Source organism: Mycobacterium sp. E3198 (assembly GCF_001667015.1).
Classification (GTDB): domain Bacteria; phylum Actinomycetota; class Actinomycetes; order Mycobacteriales; family Mycobacteriaceae; genus Mycobacterium.
On the sequence record NZ_LZIS01000155.1, the window covers coordinates 49339 to 68003 of the forward strand.

Below are 18665 nucleotides of genomic sequence, written 5' to 3' on the forward strand. Positions count from 1 at the left end.
CCCCGCCGGTCAGTCCCGGGGAACCGCTATTCGATGACGTTATTGGCCGACGGCGGCGTGTCAGGAGGGCCGTTCGACCCACATTCGGGGGCAATGGTCCATTGCACCGTCAGGCCACCTCGATGCTGCGCCCGGGCAACAGGCGCTGCACCCGGCCGCGGCATTCGACCGTGATTTCTCCGGCGTTGCCGGCCTCGGATGTCAGAACGCCGGTCCGCCCGCTGATCCGCAGATGAACGCGGTGGCCACGGTAGACGAAGGGGAACTCGATGGGGCCCAAGGCCTCGGGCCAGTGCGGGCCCAGCACCAGCCGGTCGTCGCGCGTTTCCAGCCCGGTGAAACACCGCTGCAGCAGGTCGACGCTGCCCGCCATCGCCGCCAGGTGGATGCCCTCCGAGGTGGTGCCGCCCTGGATGTCGACGACGTCGGAGCCCAGCACCTCGACGAAGTACCGCATGGCGTGGTGCCGGTGGGCGCGGGTGAGCACCCACGCGTGCACGATCGCGGACAGCGTCGAACCGCCCGACGTCCGCGACAGGTAGTACTCGATCGTCGTGGGGATCTGCTCCGGTGCGAAGCGGTAGCCGAGGCGCCCGAACAGGCCCAGCAGCTCCTCGGACGACAGCAGGAAGAACAGCATCAGCACATCGGCCTGCTTGGACGCCTTGTAGTTGTTCACGCTGTCGTTCTCGGCTTCCAGGATGCGATCCAGCCGCTGGATGTTGCCGTAGCGCCGCCGGTAGCCCTCCCAATCCAGTTCGCCCAGTTCGGAATAGCCCTCGAACTGGCTGATCACCCCGTCGTGGAACGGCACGTACATCCGGCGCGTCACGTGGTCCCACCGATCGAGTTCGTCGGCCGTCAGTTCGACTTTTCCGACGAGGTCGAGCCGGTCGCGCAGCGGCAACCGGTCCAGCGCATCCATCGCCCGCATGATCACCCAGACGGCCATGACGTTCGTGTAGGCGTTGTTGTCGATCCCGTCGTATTCCTTGCCCGGGTAGCCCGAGTGGAACTCGTCGGGACCGATGACTCCGCGGATCGTGTAGCGGCCGCGGCTGTCGTCGAAGGTGGCCAGGCCCACCCAGAAACGGGCGATCTCGACCAGCATCTCGGCGCCGTAGTCGATGAGATATTGCCGGTCACCGGTGATCTGATAGTGCTGCCACGCGTTGTACGCGACCGCGAGCCCGACGTGATGGGCACGCGCGCTGGCGTCGGGATTCCACCGGCCCGACTGCGGATTGAGGTGCACCTCCTGGCTCACCTCACGCCCGTCGCTGCCCGACTGCCAGGGATACATCGCGCCGAGGTAACCGGCCCTGCTGGCGGCGCGGCGCGCCTCGGCAAGGCGCCGGTACCGATAGAGCAGCAGCGAACGGGACACGTTCGGCATGCGCAGGCTCAAGACCGGGGAGACGAACAGCGAGTCCCAGAAGACGTGGCCGCGATACGCCTCACCGTGCAGACCGCGCGCCGGGACCCCGGCGTCGAGCTCGGCGGTGTGCGGGGAGATGGTCTGCAGCAGGTGCACCAGATGCAGCCGCAGGACCCGCAGCGCCGGTGTTCCGTCGGCCAGGCCGACGTTGCATTGTTCCCACAACCGGGCCCACGCCCGGGCGTGCTGCCGATGGAGGTCGTCGTACCGGCCGGCCGCGTCCAGATATTGCTGCGCGGCACTTGCCGGTTCGGATATCGCGCTGTCCCGGCCGGTGAAGATGGTCGCGATCTTTTCGCAGGCGACCGACTGTCCGGGCGTCAGCGCAACCCGGATGTCGTGGCCGCCGCGGTCGCCCTCGCGCACGAAAACGTATTCGGCGTCGGCCAGGGCGTCGTCGAGCCACACGTTGGTTCGGGCGGCGATCGCGATCGAGATGTGCGACTGCGACGTTTCGGTCCGCAATATCACCGAGCCGGATGTCGTTTCGCCGATCACGGACGGCCGCAGGTGAGCGCTCGACAACGACCGATAGCGCTCGACCATGGTGTTTTGCACGCTTCCGTCCAACAGAGACCTGAATTCGAGTGTGCCCGACCAATTTTCGGCACCCAGCGTGGTCCGCATGGCCAGCAGGTGGGGCTGGTGCATGGATACGAAACGCTGCTGCGTCAGCGTGCTGATCTGGCCCGCGGCGTCCCGGAATCGCATGCTGCGGGTCAGCGTCGCGTGGCGCAGGTCGAAAGTTTGCCGGTAGAACAGGATTTCGGCGTCGTCGACGTGAAACCACGGCCCGCCGTTGATCCGGAACGTCAGCGACAGCCAGTTGGGCAGGTTGACCAGGCTCTCGTTCTCGATGGTCCGGCCCGCGACCCGATCGGCCAGTATGTTGTACACACCCGTGGCGTAGGTGCCCGGGTAATGGGCGTCGGACGCGGCGGCCTCCGGCGCGCAACCCCTGGTGGCGACGTAGCCGTTGCCGACGGTGCACAGCGCCTCGCGCAGCCGCTCGTACTGCGGGTCATAGCCCTCGTACACGAGCTCCCAGGCGTCGTCGGTTGTCGACGTGGCGGCTTGCAGGTCGTTGGCCAGCCGACCGACGAACTCGGCCACGGCGGCCGGGCTTTCGAGGCTGAACTGCGCGGCCGACGAGCGATCGCCGTCCTCGTCGTGCAGCACGACGATCCCCAGGCCGTGGAATTGGACGGCGTCGAACGCGTCCTCGTCGGTGATGTCGCCGCCGACGTAGATCGGCAGCACGGCGGTGGGGCCGGCGTCGTCGCCGCCCACGATGCGCTGCAGGAGCCAGCCCAGCGTCGTGCCCTCGTCGCCCTCGATGTTGGGGCGGAGCTCTACGACTTTGCGGCCGGCGGTGACCCGAAGGCCCTCGGAGCGGCCGACCTCGCGGGCTGCCAGTATCGCCCGGTCGACGTCGTTGGCATCGGCGTCGCGATAGTGCACAGCGACCGCAAACCGCCTGCGTTCCAAGGCAATTCCCGCGACACCGGTCAGTGTCCGGCTCAGGCGGTCCGCGGCGCGGGTCAGGGCCTCGGCGGCACCGTTGGCCGGATACTCCTGGTCGGTGCCGTCCGGTGCCGTCAATTCGAAGCCATGGCTGCCCGCATACCACAGCCCGTCCACTTTGACGCGTTCGCGGACGTCGGCGACGTCGCGGCCGCTGACCACCACGACGGGGCACTGGGCGGCCAAGGCGCGCAACCCCTCTTCGGCTCCCTCGACGAGCGTCGCCGAGTCGGGGTGCTCGACGCTGTCGGACAGCGTGCCGTCGAAGGCGAGGAAGATCACCGGCCGTCGGGTCGCCGCGAGTTCTTTCACCTGGCCGTAGGCCTGCATCGCGTCCGCGATCTCCGACATGGCCGCGCCGCCGCGCCGCACCGTGATCTCGGCCAGGTCGGCAACCACGGTGTCGGCGCCGGACGCCAGCAACTCGTCGGCGCCCCCGTTTCCCTCGAACCCGATGACGAGGCCGAAGCCGGATTCCCTGCCGGCCTTGACCCCGCCCGGGCGCCGGTCGATAGCCACGCAACGCACCGGGCGCACCCCCAGGAGGTTCGCCGTCTCGGTCAGGCCGTCGGCCACGGCTCCCACGAGATCGTCAATTCCTGCGGCGCGCAACGCCTGCGTGCAGTCCCGGCCGGGCGAGTTCACGGCCGTCTGCACGCCGACGTCGCGCAGCCGACGCAGCAGCGGGACGGTCGAGTCCCGCGGCTCGGCGGCAGCCGTTTCCGTCTCGGTGACAAGGCTGTCGAGGCTGACGATCACCGCGTCGTGGTAGCGCTTGTCGACGGTGGCGGGCCATTCGGTCACCCCTGTGACGATGCCACTTGGCGGGCCCGGTCAACGGGGCCTCATGTCCACGGCTTTGGGGACTAAAGCCTCATGATCGACGACCGTTCGGACAATAGCGTTTTCACTGACCGAGGGAGGAACTCCATGTCCACATCCATGAACCGCCACGGCATCGTCGTCGGCGTCGACGGCTCGCCCGCGTCCAACGCCGCCGTCTGCTGGGCGGCCCGCGACGCGGCGATGCGGAACGTGCCGCTGACCCTCGTCCACATGTACAGCACTTACGTGCCGACCTTCCCCCAGATACCGCTTCCGGCCGGCGTCACGGTGTGGCAGGAACAGGACGGCCGGCAGGCCCTCGAGCAGGCGGTCAAGATCGCCGAGGACGCCGTCCAGGGACACCAACGGCTTTCCATCAGCAGCGAACTGAAGTGTTCGCCCCCGGTGGCGACGCTGGTCGAGCTGTCCGAACAGGCCGAGATGGTCGTCGTCGGCAGCAACGGCCGCGGGGCGGTCGGCCGGCTGCTGCTGGGCTCGGTCAGCACGGGCGTGGTCCAGCACGCGAAGTGTCCGGTCGCGGTCATCCGCGACGAGGACCCGTTGATGCCGCACCCCCAGCAAGCTCCGGTGCTCCTGGGCTTGGACGGGTCGCCGGCCTCCGAGCTTGCCACGGCCATCGCCTTCGACGAGGCATCCCGCCGCGGGGTCGAGCTGCACGCGTTGCATGCGTGGAGTGACGTCGAGGTGCTCGAACTTCCCGGATTCGATTGGGCCGTCGTGCAGGCCGAGGCCGAGCGCAGCCTGGCCGAAAGCTTGGCCGGCTGGCAGGAACGCTACCCCGACGTCACGGTCCAGCGCCTGCTGGTGTGCGACCGACCGGCGCGCCAGCTGATCGAGAAGTCGGAGTCCGCGCAGTTGGTGGTCGTCGGCAGCCACGGCCGGGGCGGCATCGCGCGCACCCTGCTGGGTTCGGTCAGCAACGCCGTCGTGCACTCGGTCCGGATGCCGGTGATCGTGGCGCGGCCGATCTAGGACTTGGCACGGACGGCCCCGGCGACGGACGCTGGGTCGGTGACCAACGCTGCGGTGCCCTACATCGACGTGCACGAAACCCACACGGGCATGGTTGTGCTGGTGGGCGACCGGGCCTTGAAGGCCAAAAAGCCGGTGCTGACCGACTTTCTCGACTTTCGCACCGCGCAACAACGCGAGCGCGCGTGCCTGCGCGAGGTGGAGCTGAACAGTCGGCTGTCGCCCGACAGCTACCTGGGCCTCGCGCACCTCAGCGACCCGGCCGGCGGGCCGGCCGAACCGGTCGTCGTCATGCGTCGCTACCGCGACGAGGATCGGCTGGCGTCCCTCGTGACGAACGGCGCGGGCGAGACCGTCGGGGACTTGCTGGACGCCATCGCCGCCGTGTTGGCGCGGTTTCACCGGGGCGCCGAGCGCGGCCCGGCGATCGGCGCGGAGGGCGAGGCGGGCGCCGTCGACCGGCGCTGGCGGGACAACCTGGCCGAACTCGACCGTTGCGCGGGCACGCTGCCGCCCGAGTCCCTGTCGCGGGTTCGGCAGCTCGTCGCCGAATTCATCGCGGGACGCGGGCCCCTGTTCGGGCGGCGCGTCGCGGAAGGACACATCGTCGACGGTCACGGCGATCTGCTCGCCGACGACATCTTCTGCGTGCGGGGCGAACCCGCGCTGCTGGACTGCCTCGAGTTCGACGACAAGCTCCGCTACGTCGACTGCGTCGACGACGCGGCCTTCCTCGCGATGGATCTGGAGTTCTTGGGCCGCAAGGACCTTGGCGAGCATTTCCTCGAGCGGTATGCGGCGCATTCGGAGCGTGCGGTGCCGCCGGCGCTGGCGCACTTCTACATCGCCTACCGCGCCGGCGTCCGGGCGAAGGTCGACTGCGTGCGGCTGTCCCAGGGCAAGCCGCAGGCCGCCGGGGACGCCGCGAGGCACCTGGCCATCGCCGTCGAGCACCTGGAGACTTCTCGCGTGCGCCTGGCACTCGTCGGCGGCAACCCGGGCACCGGCAAGTCCACCGTCGCCCGGGCGCTCGCCGAACAGACTGGCGCGCAGGTCATCTCCACCGACGACGTGCGGCGGGAATTGCGGGATGCGGGCACGATCAGGGGGGACGCCGGCGTGCTGAACGAGGGGCTGTACCACCCCGGCAACGTCGGGACCGTCTACGAGGCCGCGCTGGGGCAGGCGCGCACGCGGCTGGGCGAAGGGCAATCGGTGATCCTCGACGGCACCTGGCGGGATCCGCGGCTGCGCGCCCTCGCCCGCCGCGTCGCCGCGGAAACGCACTCGGCGACGGTGGAACTGCGGTGCGTGGCGGGGATCGACACGGCGGCCGGCCGGATCACCACCAGGGCACCGGGCACCTCCGAGGTGACCCCGGAGATCGCCGCCGCGATGGCCGCCAAGCAAGCCGACTGGGACACCGCGCACCGGATCGACACCTCGGGGCGCCCCGAGGACTCGGCACGCCAGGCCCTGGCCATCTGGCGCTCCCCCTAGGAGCCGAACGCCCCGGCCGTTCGGGACTAACGGCCCTGTCAACTCGGCGAACCCAATTCTTAGTGTCGAACCCAAAGCTAAGTGGGGTGGTTGACATGCCGGTGCAGGCGCCGGGGTCCGAGGTCATCCGGGACGCGGTCATGCTGGCGAGCCGCGCGCCGTCGCTGCACAACAGCCAGCCCTGGCGGTGGGTCGTCCACGGCGTGGGCTTGCAGCTGTGGGCCGACCCCCGCCGGTCGATGCCGGCGACCGACCGCGCCGGCCGCGAACTGATCCTGAGTTGTGGCGCCGTGCTAGACCACCTCAGGGTCGCCATGGCCGCCGCCGGGTGGGACTCCGAAACCACCCGCCTCCCCGATCCGGCCGAGCCGGACCTGCTCGCCGCCGTCGAATTCCAGCCCAACGACGCCGTGACGGAGGCGCAGCGGCAGCGGGCCGCCGCGATCCGCCGGCGGCGCACCGATCGATTGCCGTTCGCGGCACCGTCCGGTTGGGCATCCCTGGAGCCGGCGCTGCGTCGCGCGGTTCTTCCGTACGGCGTGCTGCTGGACGTGGTGGCTGACGACGCGCGGCCGGCCCTGGCGGAGGCGTCGCGGCTCACCGAGCAGCTGCGCCGCTACGACACGTCCTACCTGTCCGAACTGCGCTGGTGGACATCGCCGTTCGAGTCCGACGCCACCCATGTGCCCGACAGCGCGCTGGTGTCCGGCGCGGAGGCCGCGACGGTGGACGTCGCCCGCGCCTTTCCCCCGGCGGGCGAGGACCCGCACCGCTCCAACCTCGACCACGACCGCTCCACGATCCTGGCGCTTTCCACCCTCGACGGCGACGGCCGGCTCGACGTGCTGCGCTGCGGTGAGGCGCTCTCGGCGGTGTTGCTCGAGTGCACCATGGTCGGGCTGGCCACCTGCACCCTGACCCACATGACCGAAATGGCCATGAGCCGCGACACCGTCAGGCAGCTCACCGGGACCGCCGGAGCGCCGCAGCTGCTGATCCGGGTCGGCGCGTCGACGCTGGGCGGCCACCACGTGGAATCCACCGCCCGGCGCCTGGTGACCGAGGTCCTCGAGTTTCGCGCATGACGGGCGGCCCGCAACGAACGAGGAGGTGGTGCGGATGACTCGGCACTGGCTGGTGATGGAGACCGCTGGGGAGGGCGCTCCCGCTCCGTTCGTCGCCCGGCTGGCTGGCGCCGGCCGGCAGCTGCCCGAGACTCGGCTCACCACAGACGAATTGATGGCGACCACGCGGCACCGCACCCACATCGACCTGGAGCGGTTGACCGGGATTCGCGAGCGCCGCGTCTCGGTGGGCGACGAGGATTCCTACAGCCTGGCCACCTCCGCCGCGCTGAACTGTCTGGCGACCGCGCAGCAGGATCCGGCCGCGCTTGACGTGGTGATCAGCTGCAGCATCACGAAATTCCGCGGCGGGCTCACCCAGTGGCTGGAGCCGACGATGAGCAGCGCCGTGGCCCACGCGATCGGGGCGCCACAGGCGATGACCTTCGACGTGTCCAACGCGTGCGCCGGGATGCTCACCGGGGTAACCATTTTGAACAACTGGATCCGGCAGGGCATCGTCGAGCGGGGGCTGGTCGTCAGCGGCGAGTACATCTCGCAGCTCAGCCACAACGCGGCCCGCCACATCCGCAACATCATGAGCAAGGAGCTCGCCTGCCTCACCCTCGGCGACGCCGGCGCGGCGCTGCTGCTCGAGCGGGCACCCGTGGGCTCGGCCGGGATCAGCCTCGCCGGATTCACCACGGTGGCCGACTACAGCCGGCTCTGCCTGGCCTACCCGGAGGGCCACGACCCGGGCGCCCGGATGTTCACCAACTCCCGCGCCATCCAGAAGGCCGCGATCGCCAACACGCCGCTGCTGCTGAGCGAAGTCCTTGATGCCGTGGGCATTTCGGTCCACGACATCGACCATGTGATCACCCACCAGACCTCGGCGCGCGCGATCCGCAAGGGGATGGCGCGGATGTCGGAGGCGTTCGGCGACAGCCCCCGCCACGACGCCGTGATCACCGTCGACCGGTACGGCAACACCGCGTCGACGACCCACACGGTGGCCCTGGTCGAGGAGCTCGAGGCGGGACGCATCGAGCCGGGGGAAACGGTCGCGCTGCTGGCGCTGGCCTCGGGATTGGAGATCGGCGTGGTCTTGCTGACCCTGGATGAGGATTTGGTGAACCGCTATGGGCACGGTCATTGATCGAGTCGACCTCGCGCACCCGCGGCTGCGGGGCCGGCACAGCGCGCTGCACCTCGCGGTGAGCGCCGCGAAGGACTGCCTGCATCGGGCCGGATGTGACCCCGGCGACCTGGACCTGGTGGTCAACGCCGGGATCTACCGCGACCGCAACCTGGGGGAGCCGGCGCTGGCCGCGCTCATCCAGGACGACATCGGTGCCAATCCCGAGGACCCCCACGCCGGCGCGCACGGCACCTTTTCGTTCGACGTCGCCAACGGCGCGTGCGGGGTCTTGACCGCGCTGCACATCGTCGACGGGTTCTTGCGAACGCACAGCGTGCAGCGCGCGCTGGTGGTGGCCAGCGACGCCGACCCCGGTCACGGGATGAGCGAGCACTTTCCGTTTTCGGCCGCCGGGGCGGCGTTGCTGTGCCGCTGGACCGACGACGACCATGGCCTGAGCCGGGTGTTCTGGGTGAACACCGACGAACCCGAGGCATTCTCGGCCACAGTCGGATTCGCCGACGCGCGTAACGTGTTGCGGTTCAATGAGTCGGAGGGGATGGACGAGCGATTCGCCGCGGCGGCCGCGTCGGCGGCGCGGGCCTGCCTGGACGCGCAATCCGTGCGGCCGGCGGACCTCGACCTGGTCGTCGCCGCCCCGGCCCGGCCCGGGTACCGCGCCGCGCTGAGCGAGGCGCTCGGGGTGCCCATCGACAAGGTCCGCGTCGCGGACGATCAGCGCATGCACACCGCCGCGCTGGCGGCGGCGTTCGAGCCGGAGGCCGGCAGACTCCCGGCCGGCGCGCGGGTCCTGTTCGTCGCCGCCGGCGCGGGCGTCACCGCCGGGGCGGCGCTGTACCGCCAGCCGCCGCGGGCGGGCTCCGCCTAGACCTTCTAGACGCCGCGAACGTCACGCCAGCGTGACGCCCGAACTCCACGGTCACGCCAGCGTGACGCTCGGCGCACGGACCGCAGCGCTCACTGCAGCGGCACGGCCTGGCGTTCCAGCTCGAGAATCTGGCGGGTGGTCTTCACCACCACGTCGGGGTTCAGGCTGATCGAGTCGATGCCGGCGCGGACCAAAAACTCGGCCATGTCCGGGTAGTCCGACGGCGCCTGCCCGCACAGTCCCGAGTGAATTCCGTTGCGGCGGCAGCCTTCCACCGCCAGGCGGATCATCTCCTTGACGCCGTCGTCGCGTTCGTCGTAGTCGAAGGCCACGATCTCGCTGTCACGGTCGACGCCGAGGGTGAGCTGGGTCAGGTCGTTGGAACCGATCGAGAAGCCGTCGAAGCGCTGGGCGAACTGATCTAGCAGGATCACGTTGTTCGGGATCTCGCACATCGCGTACACCTGCAGCCCATCCTGGCCGCGGCGCAGGCCCAGGTCGGCCATCGTCTGCAGCACCAGGTCGGCCTCGGCCACCCGGCGCACGAACGGCAGCATGATGATGACGTTTGTCAGGCCCATCTCCTCGCGGACCCGCTTCATCGCGCGGCATTCCAGCGCGAAGCCCTCGGCGTAGGCCGGGTGCGCGTAGCGCGAGGCGCCCCGGAAGCCGATCATCGGGTTGCTTTCGGTGGGCTCGAAGGCGTTGCCCCCCACCAGGCTTGCGTATTCGTTGGACTTGAAGTCCGACATCCGCACCACCACGGGCTTGGGCCAGAACGCGGCCGCGATCGTGCCGATTCCCTCGGCGAGGCGCTCCACGAAGAAGGCTCCGCCGTCCGGGTAACCGCGGGTGAGGCGCTCGATCGTCCGCAGCGCCTCGGCGTCGCCGACCTTTTCGGGGTGCAGCAGGGCCATCGGGTGGACCTTGATGTACTCGCTGACGATGAACTCCATCCGGGCCAGTCCCACGCCGTCGTTCGGCAAAAACGACGTCTTGAAGGCGAGGTCCGGGTTGCCGAGGTTCACCATGATCTGGGTCCGCGGCCGCGCCAGGCCGGCCACTTCCGTGCGATCGACGTGGAAGCCGACCTCGCCGCGGTAGACGCGCCCGGTGTCGCCCTCGACGCAGGACACGGTGACGACCTCGCCGTCGGGGACGCTCGTGGTGGCGTCGCCGGCGCCGACCACGGCCGGGATGCCCAGTTCGCGCGCGATGATCGCCGCGTGGCAGGTGCGCCCGCCGCGGTTGGTGACGATCGCGGCGGCGATCTTCATCACCGGCTCCCAGTCCGGCGTCGTGGTATCCGCGACCAGCACCTGGCCGGGCTGGAAGTCCGACAGGTGCTCGAGGTGATCGATTCGTTTCGCCACGCCCGACGCGACTTTCTCGCCGACGGACCGGCCTTCGGTGAGGATCTCGCCCCTGCCCTCCAAGACGTAGCTCTCCACCGTCGTCAGGCTGCGCTGGGAAGCCGCCGTTTCGGGGCGGGCCTGGACGATGTAGAGCCGCCCGTCGAGGCCGTCCTTGGCCCACTCGATGTCCATCGGACGCCCGTAGTGCCGCTCGATGGTGCACGCATACCCGGCCAGCTCCAGGACGTCGGAGTCGGTGACGCAGAACCGGGCGCGGTCGGCCTTGGGGGTCGGGACGTTGCGCGTCGTCTGCTTGGTGCCGCCCTCGACGAAGACCATCTTCACGGCCTTGTCGCCGACCAGCCGGCGCAGCACGGCGCGGTGGCCGGCCGCATACGTCGGCTTGTGGACGTAGAACTCGTCGGGGTCGACGGCGCCCTGCACCACGTTCTCGCCCAGGCCGTAGGCGCCGGTGATGAAAACGACGTCGTTGAAACCGGATTCGGTGTCCAGGGTGAACATCACCCCGGACGAGGCGAGGTCGGAGCGGACCATCTTCATGATGCCGATCGACAGCGAGACCTTGAAATGGTCGAAGCCCTGGTCGATGCGATAGTGGATGGCCCGGTCGGTGAACAGGCTGGCGTAACAACGCCGGCACGCGTCCAGCAGGCTCTCGGCGCCGGTGATGTTGAGGAACGTCTCCTGCTGGCCGGCGAAGCTGGCCGTCGGCAGGTCCTCGGCGGTCGCCGAGCTGCGCACCGCCAGGCTCACGTCCTCGCCGTACTCGGCCTGCAGCATCCGGTAGGCGGCGACGATTTCGGCGGCCAGGTCGTCGGGAAGCCCCGCGCCGTAGACGATCTCGCGGGCGCGTTTGCCCTTGCGCGCCAGCGCGGCGACGTCGTCCGGGTCGAGGTCGTCGAGCTCGGCGTGCAGCGCGTCCCAGGCGCCGGCCCGGTCCAAGATGTGCCGGTACGCCTGCGCCGTGGTGGCGAACCCGTGCGGGACGCGGATGCCCTGCCCGGACAGCTTCTGGTACATCTCGCCGAGCGAGGCGTTCTTGCCGCCGACCACCGGCACGTCGTCGATGCCGATTTCTTCGAAGAACCGAATGTAGGTGAACCCGCTCATGAAGCTCACGATATGGCCCGCCGATGCCGCCGCGCTGCCGTCATTAGGCCCCGAAAGTTGAGGACTTCTGGCTCTGACCGCGCGGGCGCGCGGGGGCGGAAAGTAGCGAGATGGAGCAATTAACCGCGCTCGATGCCACCTTCCTCGAAGTCGAGGACTCCGATCCGCACGTGAGCCTTGCGGTCGGCGGCGTGTCGATCATGGAGGGGCCCGCTCCCGGCTACGACGAGTTCGTCTCCGCCTTCGCCGACCGCGCGCCGACCATTCCGCGGTGTAGGCAGGTGCTGCGGACCCACCCCCTCGATCTCGGGGCGCCCGAATGGGTGGACGACCCGCATTTCGACGTCAGCCGCCACGTGCACCGCCTCGCGCTGCCGCATCCGGGGGGCGATGTCGAGCTGTTCGAGACGATCGCGAACGTCATGGAACGACGGCTCGACCGCGAGCGCCCGCTGTGGGAGTGCTACCTCATCGAGGGCCTCAGCGGCGGCCGGTGGGCCGTGCTGACCAAGATCCACCACTGCATCGCCGACGGCATCGCGACGACGCAGCTGTTGGCGAGGTTCAGCGACGCCGCGGAGGATCGCGGCGACACCTTTGCCACCGACATCCGCGCCGCCAAACAGCCGGACGGTTCCGGACTGAGCATGCCCAGGCTGGGCTTCAACCCGCTGAACTGGGTGAGCGGCATCGGGCGCAGCGCGCTCGCCGCCGCGTCGGTGGCCGAACACGTCGCGATCGGCGCGGCCGAACTCACGGCAAGCCTGTTCAGCGTCGCGCCGGAATCGTCGTTGAACGGACCCGTCACCACTATGCGGCGCTTCAGCGCGGCCCGCGTCCGGCTGGCCGACCTGCAGCGGGTCGCCCGGGCGTTCGACGTGACCCTCAACGACGTGGCGCTGGCGGCCATCACGGACAGTTACCGCAAGATGCTGCTCGAGCGCGGGGAGCGGCCCGGCCGCAACTCGCTGCGCACGCTCGTTCCGGTTTCGGTTCGCCCGACGAACCACTTCGGCACGACCGATAACCAGGTCTCGGCGATGCTGCCGCTGCTTCCCGTCGACGAGGCCGACCCGGTGGAGCAGCTGCGCCTGGTGCACGAGCGGCTCACCCGGGCCAAGGCCAGCGGTCAGCGCGAGGGGGGCAGCGCGCTGGTGTCGGCGGCCAAGAACGTCCCCTTTGCGTTGACCGCGTGGGCGATTCGCTTGCTGGCGCGGCTGCCCCAGCGGGCGGTGGTGGCGCTGGCGACCAACGTCCCGGGTCCGCGAAAGCAGCAGACGCTGATGGGCCGGCGGGTGCTGGAGATCCTGCCGGTGCCCCCGATCGCGCTCCAGCTGCGCACCGGCATCGCGATGCTCAGCTACGCCGACTCCTTTATCTTCGGCATCACCGCCGACTACGACACCGCGCCCGACGTCGAGGCGCTCGCCGCGGGAATCGAGAACGGCGTCGCTCAGCTGGTGAAGGCCAGCCGCAAACAGGCGAGGGCCGCGCGCCAAGCCGTCACCCGTTGACCGCTTGGTCGTCGGCGCGGCTGATGCGCCGGTGCGCCGTCAGCAGCACGTGGTCGAACTCCGATTGGGAGTTGAGGGCCAGGCCGGCCCGGCGGAAGTCTTCGCAAATCCGCTCGGCCAGCAGCCGCAGCTTGACGTTTGCCTCCTGGGACAACCACTTCAGCAGGTTGAACGCGGCGTGGTCGTCGATGTTGTAGATCAGCATCAGCATGCCCTTGGCCTGCTCGATGCTGGCGCGGTGCTCGCTGATCTCGGCCAGCCGCGCGGTGACGAGTTCCTCCTGTGCGCGCTCGGCGTCGGGGGAGACGTCGATGTAGAACCCGTGCGTCCCGACCACCTCGCCGTGCTCGTCGAAGAGTTGGTCGCCGACGACGACGATGTGGCGCACGTGCCCAGTGGTGTCGATGATCCGGTAGCGGGTGCTGAACGCCTCGTGGGTGTTGAGGATCTGATCGATCGTCGCCGCGATCTGTCCGCGGTCGTCGGGGTGCTTGTGCTCGAGCACCAGATCGGTGGTCGGGGTGACGCTGCCCGGTTCGTAGCCGTGGATGCGCTGCACCTCTTCGGACCATTCCCAGCGCTGGTCGGCGAAGTAGAACCGGAACCATCCCACCCGTTGCGGCAGGCCGCCCGCCAAGGCCTGCTCGACGTGCGGCGTCTGGCCGTTTAAATGCCAGCTCATCTCGGACCTCGCCTCCCCGGGCAAAGGGCGGCGCCGGCCGCCCTTTGCCCGCCGATCGATCAGGCGTCGATAACCTCGCGCTTGCCTGCGCCTTCGTCGATGGATCTCTGTCCGTTGCCGCGACCGACGGAGATCTTGCGCGGCTTGGCCTTCTCGGCCACCGGGATGTGCAGCCGCAGGACGCCCTCGGCGTAGTTCGCCTCGATCCTGTCGGTGTCGAGGTTTTCGCCCAGCACGAGCTGGCGGCTGAACACGCCGCGGGGCCGCTCGGTGGCCAGCATCTCGCGGTTGGGGTCGACGGCCGGCCGCTCGGCGCGGACGGTCACGACGTTGCGCTCGATGTCGATGTCCAGGGAGTCGGCGTCGATGCCCGGCAGGTCGAACTCCACGACGAATTGCTCACCCTCGCGCCACGCGTCCATCGGCATCACGGCGGGACGTGCGGCCGTGCCGAACACGTGTTGGGTGAAGCGGTCCAGGTCACGGAACGGGTCGGTACGCATCAGCATGGCGGCCACCTCTCACTCCAATCTCTAACTCTGAAGCGGGTTATTTGCTATGTCCAGTGACATAGATTTGATATAACACTATCGACAGTTCAGCGCAAGTGTGCTAAACAGATTTTCTGCGAGAGTTCGTTAAGGGGATGGCCGATGACCGAGAACACCGGCGACGGGGGTGCACCGGCGCCCGATCGGGGGGTGTACGGAATCTCCGTGGCCGCCGAGCTTTCCGGCGTACCGGTGCAATCGCTGCGCCTGTACGAGCGCTACGGGCTGTTGACGCCGGCCCGCAGCCACGGCGGAACGCGGCGCTACAGCGCCGACGACCTGGCCCGGCTGCGGCGGATCAGCGCGCTGGTGGACGCCGGGGTCAACCTGGCCGGCATCGCGCGCATCCTGAACCTCGAAGACGACAACGCCGCGTTGTCGGCGGCCAACTCCGACCTGCGCTCCAAGAAGGCGACCAGCGGCTAACTCGTCTTCGGCATCGGGATGCCCTCGCTGGCCGCGAATTGCGCGTCCTGTTCCGAGGACAGCCCGATCGACACCACCGAACGGTCGAACAGCGCGTCGGTCAGCCACGCCAGCGCAACGGCCCACCGGTTGACGGCTCGGGGCACCGCAGCGAGGTGGTAGCCCCGCGTCACGGCCTTCGCCGGCAGCCCCGACAGGTGCACGCCCAGCGGGTTGGCGACGGCGTAGCGGGGACCGAGGTCCACCACGAGGCCAAGGTTGCGGTGTTTGTATTGCTTGGGTGTGCCATACCCGAGGCTGGCGGCCACGTTGCGGGCGAGCACCTTGCCCTGACGGGTCGCGTGCTGTGCGGTGGGCGGGGTGATCTTTCCCGGTCGCGTCAGGTCGGGGACCGCCGCCGCGTCGCCGGCCGCGAAGACGGCGGGGTGGTCGGGCACCTGCAGATCGGGCCGGACCTTGAGCCGTCCCCGCTCGGTCGGCAGTCCCAGCTCCGAAATCAGCGGCGCGCCGGTCACCCCGGTCACCCAGGCGACGGTATGGGTGTCGATCCGCGAATCATCGCTGAGCACAACGTGATCCGCGTGCGCCTCCTTGAGCGTGGTGCCCAGCCGGACGTCGATGCCACGGCGACGCAGCACCTTCAGGGCCGCTTCGCCGAGCTTGCGTCCCACCTCGGGCATGACCTGCTCGGCCGTATCCAGCAGCAGGAACCTGGCGTCGCCGGCCGGAAAGCCCATCTGTGTGGCCGCCGCGTCGGCCAGCGCCCGCAGTTGGGCGACCAGTTCGGTGCCCGAATACGACGCACCCACCACGACGACGGTGCGGCGGGCCTGGGCCTTCTTGCCGGCCGGGTCGTCCTCGATGTTGGCCAGCTCGAGCTGCTCGACGAAGTGGTCGCGCAGGTAGAGGGCCTCGGCGGTGGTCTTCAGCCCGCGCGCGTGGGCGGCGAGCCCGGGCACGTCGAAGAGCCGCGTCACCGACCCCGGCGTCAGCACCAGCCGATCCCAGGCCATGTCGTGGCTGCGCTCCTCGGGATCGCAATACGTCAGCGTCCGGCGCGCGAAGTCCACGCCGTCGACGCGGCCGCGCACCGACCGGACCCCCTTGAGCGTGTTGGCCAGGGGCACCGCGACGAAGCGGGCGTCGACGACCCCGCCGGCCACGTCCGGCAAAAGCGGCGTGTACAGCATGTAGTCGACCGGCGAAATCACCGTGATGTCGACGGGGGCGCGCTGCCGGCCGAGGATTCGGGCCAGGCGGTGCGCGCAGGTGAATCCGGTGAAGCCGCTGCCGACGATCACGATCGAGGTCATTGACGCGAGTGTAACCGGTGCCGACGAGTTAGCCAGGCGAAGCCGGGGCGCCCGGCCGGCCTTCGCAACCGGTTGAGCGGCAACGGTTTTCGCGATTGCGGTGCGAGCGGCACGCGCGAAAGACGCTTCGCCTTCGGTGGTGGGGTTTGTCCAGGCGGGCATATCCGGTTCGTTAGGCGCTTTGCACTTCGTTTCATGGACCATAGACTTCGTTACGTGCGTCGACACGTGGTTCGTCGCGGCCACCCCGGCACGGGTGAGCGGCCTCCGGGCGGGGTATGCGCACCAGAAGAACGTTGGAGGGGGTGACGCTGTGCCGAACGATTCAACCACCGTGGTAGCCCAGTTGACGGCTCTGATCGCCGACCTCGAGCGCCAGGAGATGGAGACGAGCGTCGGGTTGCTCGAACTCATCGCCAGCGGCGCCCGCCACGTGGCGGGCTCGCAGTACGCGGGCATCACCCTGGCCGACAAGACCAGGACCGTCACCAACGTGGCCGCCACCCATCGCTACCCGATGGTCCTGGACGCGATCCAGAACCGGTACGGGGAGGGGCCCTGCCTGTCGGCGGCGTGGCGGCACCACATAATGCACGTGGAGGACCTCAACGTCGAGCAGCGCTGGCCGACCTATCAGCGACACGCGCTGGAGGAGACGCCGATCCGCTCGATCCTGTCGTACGAGTTGTTCGCCGACAGCGGCAGCATGGCCGCGTTGAACTTCTACGCCGAACACCCGCACGCGTTCGGCGACGAATCACTCGAAATCGGAGCCGTTTTCGCCACCCACATCGGCTTGGCGTGGTCGATGATGCGCCGCCAGGACCAGTTTCGCAACGCCTTGGCATCACGCGACATCATCGGCCAGGCCAAGGGCGTGATCATGGAACGCTTCAACCTCGACGCCGTCGAGGCGTTCGAACTGCTCTCCCGGCTGTCCCAGCAGTCCAACACCAAGCTGATCGAGATCGCCCGGTCGCTGATCGACAGCGAGCACCCGCTCAAGCTTCGCCACCAGAGCGAAGCCGGTCGGTAAGCCCCGCCCGCGCCGTTTCATCCGGCGCGGCACGGGTATGCGCCAGCCACATGAAAGCTGTCACCTGGCAGGGCAAACGCGACGTTCGCGTGGAATCGGTGCCCGACCCGAAGATCGAACGCCCCACCGACGCCATCATCGAGGTGACGTCGACCAACATCTGCGGGTCCGACCTGCACCTGTACGAAATCCTCGGCGCCTTCATGAATCCCGGGGACATCCTGGGTCACGAACCGATGGGGATCGTGCGCGAGGTCGGCCCCGAGACCGGCGACCTGCGCGTCGGCGACCGGGTCGTCATCCCGTTCCAGATCTCTTGCGGCCGTTGCTACATGTGCGACAAGCGGCTCTATACCCAGTGCGAGACCACCCAGGTGCGCGACCAGGGCATGGGTGCGGCGCTGTTCGGCTACTCGGAGCTCTACGGCGAGGTCCCCGGCGGCCAAGCCGAACTGTTACGCGTCCCGCAGGCGCAGTTCACGCACATCAAAGTCCCTGAGGGGCCGCCGGATTCGCGCTTCGTCTACCTCTCCGACGTGCTGCCGACCGCCTGGCAGGCGGTCAATTATGCCGACGTCCCGGACGGCGGTTCGGTCACCGTGCTGGGGCTGGGACCCATCGGGGACATGGCCGCGCGCATCGCCGATCACCTCGGCCACCGGGTGATCGCCGTCGACCTGGTGCCCGAACGCCTGGCCCGGGCCGCGAAGCGCGGCATCCACACGATCGATCTGGGCCGGCTCGACGCGCCGCTCGGCGACGCGATCCGCGACCTGACCGACGGCCGCGGCACCGACTCGGTGATCGACGCCGTGGGGATGGAATCGCACGGTTCGCCGGCCGCGCGACTGGCGCAGCAGGCCAGCGGGATGTTGCCGGATTTCATCGGCAAGCGGGTCATGCAAACCGCCGGCGTCGACCGGCTCACCGCCCTGTATTCCGCCATCGACATCGTGCGGCGCGGGGGCACCATCTCCCTGATCGGGGTCTACGGCGGGATGGCGGATCCGCTGCCCATGCTGACCCTCTTCGACAAGCAGGTGACCCTGCGGATGGGGCAGGCCAACGTGAAGCGCTGGGTCGATGACATCATGGGATTGCTGACCGACGACGACCCGCTCGGCGTCGAAACGTTCGCCACTCACGTGCTGCCCCTCGACGAGGCGCCGCACGGGTATGAGATCTTCCAGAAAAAGCAGGATGGCGCGGTCAAGGTCATGTTAAATCCATGAAAACCGCTCCGCCGCAAGGCCTTCCGGACCGCCGTTTGGGGAAGGCCCCGG

At 69.2% G+C, this 18665-nt stretch carries 14 protein-coding genes; 9 read left to right on the forward strand and 5 right to left on the reverse strand.

Translation table 11 applies throughout. The features are described from left to right. Positions 1-109 precede the first annotated feature (109 nt). The gene (gene otsB, locus A5673_RS17010; RefSeq protein ID WP_068234672.1) at positions 110-3766 is read right to left on the reverse strand and encodes a trehalose-phosphatase; all 3657 of its coding nucleotides are present in this window, start codon (positions 3764-3766) and stop codon (positions 110-112) included. A 126-nt stretch (positions 3767-3892) separates the two neighbouring features. On the opposite strand from otsB, the gene A5673_RS17015 reads away from it, so the two are divergent. The 5 genes from A5673_RS17015 (at position 3893) to A5673_RS17035 (ending at position 9374) form a co-directional block, all read left to right on the forward strand. Beyond that, complete coding sequence (locus tag A5673_RS17015) at positions 3893-4780, forward strand: universal stress protein (protein WP_068234674.1); 888 nt, start codon at positions 3893-3895, stop codon at positions 4778-4780. 90 nt (positions 4781-4870) lie between these two features. Continuing rightward, positions 4871-6280, forward strand: coding sequence for a bifunctional aminoglycoside phosphotransferase/ATP-binding protein (locus A5673_RS17020; protein ID WP_082958794.1), 1410 nt, complete (start codon positions 4871-4873; stop codon positions 6278-6280). A gap of 95 nt (positions 6281-6375) precedes the next feature. Next, the gene (locus A5673_RS17025; protein WP_068234679.1) at positions 6376-7365 is read left to right on the forward strand and encodes an NAD(P)H nitroreductase; all 990 of its coding nucleotides are present in this window, start codon (positions 6376-6378) and stop codon (positions 7363-7365) included. Positions 7366-7399: 34 nt separating this feature from the next. Beyond that, the gene (locus A5673_RS17030; protein ID WP_068234814.1) at positions 7400-8503 is read left to right on the forward strand and encodes a 3-oxoacyl-ACP synthase III family protein; all 1104 of its coding nucleotides are present in this window, start codon (positions 7400-7402) and stop codon (positions 8501-8503) included. Continuing rightward, complete coding sequence (locus tag A5673_RS17035) at positions 8487-9374, forward strand: 3-oxoacyl-[acyl-carrier-protein] synthase III C-terminal domain-containing protein (RefSeq protein WP_068234682.1); 888 nt, start codon at positions 8487-8489, stop codon at positions 9372-9374. Before A5673_RS17030 ends, A5673_RS17035 begins: the two co-directional genes overlap by 17 nt. 89 nt (positions 9375-9463) lie before the next feature. Here A5673_RS17035 and ppsA read toward each other — a convergent pair whose 3' ends face one another. Next, complete coding sequence (gene ppsA, locus A5673_RS17040; RefSeq protein WP_068234685.1) at positions 9464-11860, reverse strand: phosphoenolpyruvate synthase; 2397 nt, start codon at positions 11858-11860, stop codon at positions 9464-9466. A gap of 110 nt (positions 11861-11970) precedes the next feature. Here ppsA and A5673_RS17045 point away from each other — a divergent pair, with 110 nt between their 5' ends. Next, a complete protein-coding gene (locus A5673_RS17045) occupies positions 11971-13374 on the forward strand; it encodes a wax ester/triacylglycerol synthase family O-acyltransferase (RefSeq protein ID WP_068234688.1) in 1404 nt (467 codons plus the stop codon). On the opposite strand, the gene A5673_RS17050 is transcribed toward A5673_RS17045, so the two are convergent. Both A5673_RS17050 and A5673_RS17055 read right to left on the reverse strand, forming a co-directional pair. Further along, positions 13364-14056, reverse strand: a complete 693-nt coding sequence (locus tag A5673_RS17050; protein ID WP_068234691.1) for a PAS and ANTAR domain-containing protein — start codon at positions 14054-14056, stop codon at positions 13364-13366. The two genes, A5673_RS17045 and A5673_RS17050, sit on opposite strands and share 11 nt — an antisense overlap. Before the next feature lie 59 nt (positions 14057-14115). Continuing rightward, positions 14116-14565: an Hsp20/alpha crystallin family protein gene (locus A5673_RS17055; RefSeq protein WP_068234817.1), complete on the reverse strand. Its 450-nt coding sequence runs from the start codon at positions 14563-14565 to the stop codon at positions 14116-14118. Positions 14566-14709: 144 nt separating this feature from the next. Here A5673_RS17055 and A5673_RS17060 point away from each other — a divergent pair, with 144 nt between their 5' ends. Then, a complete protein-coding gene (locus A5673_RS17060; protein WP_068234695.1) occupies positions 14710-15033 on the forward strand; it encodes a helix-turn-helix transcriptional regulator in 324 nt (107 codons plus the stop codon). Here A5673_RS17060 and A5673_RS17065 read toward each other — a convergent pair. Then, entirely contained in the window at positions 15030-16346 is a 1317-nt protein-coding gene (locus A5673_RS17065) for an NAD(P)/FAD-dependent oxidoreductase (protein ID WP_068234698.1), read from the reverse strand. The genes A5673_RS17060 and A5673_RS17065 overlap by 4 nt on opposite strands. A gap of 313 nt (positions 16347-16659) precedes the next feature. On the opposite strand from A5673_RS17065, the gene A5673_RS17070 reads away from it, so the two are divergent. Both A5673_RS17070 and A5673_RS17075 read left to right on the forward strand, forming a co-directional pair. Further along, on the forward strand, positions 16660-17382 hold the full coding sequence (locus A5673_RS17070; RefSeq protein WP_068234703.1) for a GAF and ANTAR domain-containing protein: 723 nt from the start codon (positions 16660-16662) through the stop codon (positions 17380-17382). 50 nt (positions 17383-17432) lie between these two features. After that, positions 17433-18614 (forward strand): zinc-dependent alcohol dehydrogenase, encoded by a 1182-nt coding sequence (locus A5673_RS17075; protein ID WP_068234705.1) that lies wholly within the window; start codon positions 17433-17435, stop codon positions 18612-18614. Positions 18615-18665: the final 51 nt, after the last annotated feature.

Coding starts and splice junctions, on each gene's coding strand:
- A5673_RS17015 (WP_068234674.1), top strand. CDS start 3,893: ATGTCCACATCCATGAACCGCCACGGCATCGTCGTCGGCGTCGACGGC.
- A5673_RS17020 (WP_082958794.1), top strand. CDS start 4,871: ATGGTTGTGCTGGTGGGCGACCGGGCCTTGAAGGCCAAAAAGCCGGTG.
- A5673_RS17025 (WP_068234679.1), top strand. CDS start 6,376: ATGCCGGTGCAGGCGCCGGGGTCCGAGGTCATCCGGGACGCGGTCATG.
- A5673_RS17030 (WP_068234814.1), top strand. CDS start 7,400: ATGACTCGGCACTGGCTGGTGATGGAGACCGCTGGGGAGGGCGCTCCC.
- A5673_RS17035 (WP_068234682.1), top strand. CDS start 8,487: ATGGGCACGGTCATTGATCGAGTCGACCTCGCGCACCCGCGGCTGCGG.
- ppsA (WP_068234685.1), bottom strand. CDS start 11,860: ATGAGCGGGTTCACCTACATTCGGTTCTTCGAAGAAATCGGCATCGAC.
- A5673_RS17045 (WP_068234688.1), top strand. CDS start 11,971: ATGGAGCAATTAACCGCGCTCGATGCCACCTTCCTCGAAGTCGAGGAC.
- A5673_RS17050 (WP_068234691.1), bottom strand. CDS start 14,056: ATGAGCTGGCATTTAAACGGCCAGACGCCGCACGTCGAGCAGGCCTTG.
- A5673_RS17055 (WP_068234817.1), bottom strand. CDS start 14,565: ATGCTGATGCGTACCGACCCGTTCCGTGACCTGGACCGCTTCACCCAA.
- A5673_RS17060 (WP_068234695.1), top strand. CDS start 14,710: ATGACCGAGAACACCGGCGACGGGGGTGCACCGGCGCCCGATCGGGGG.
- A5673_RS17065 (WP_068234698.1), bottom strand. CDS start 16,346: ATGACCTCGATCGTGATCGTCGGCAGCGGCTTCACCGGATTCACCTGC.
- A5673_RS17075 (WP_068234705.1), top strand. CDS start 17,433: ATGAAAGCTGTCACCTGGCAGGGCAAACGCGACGTTCGCGTGGAATCG.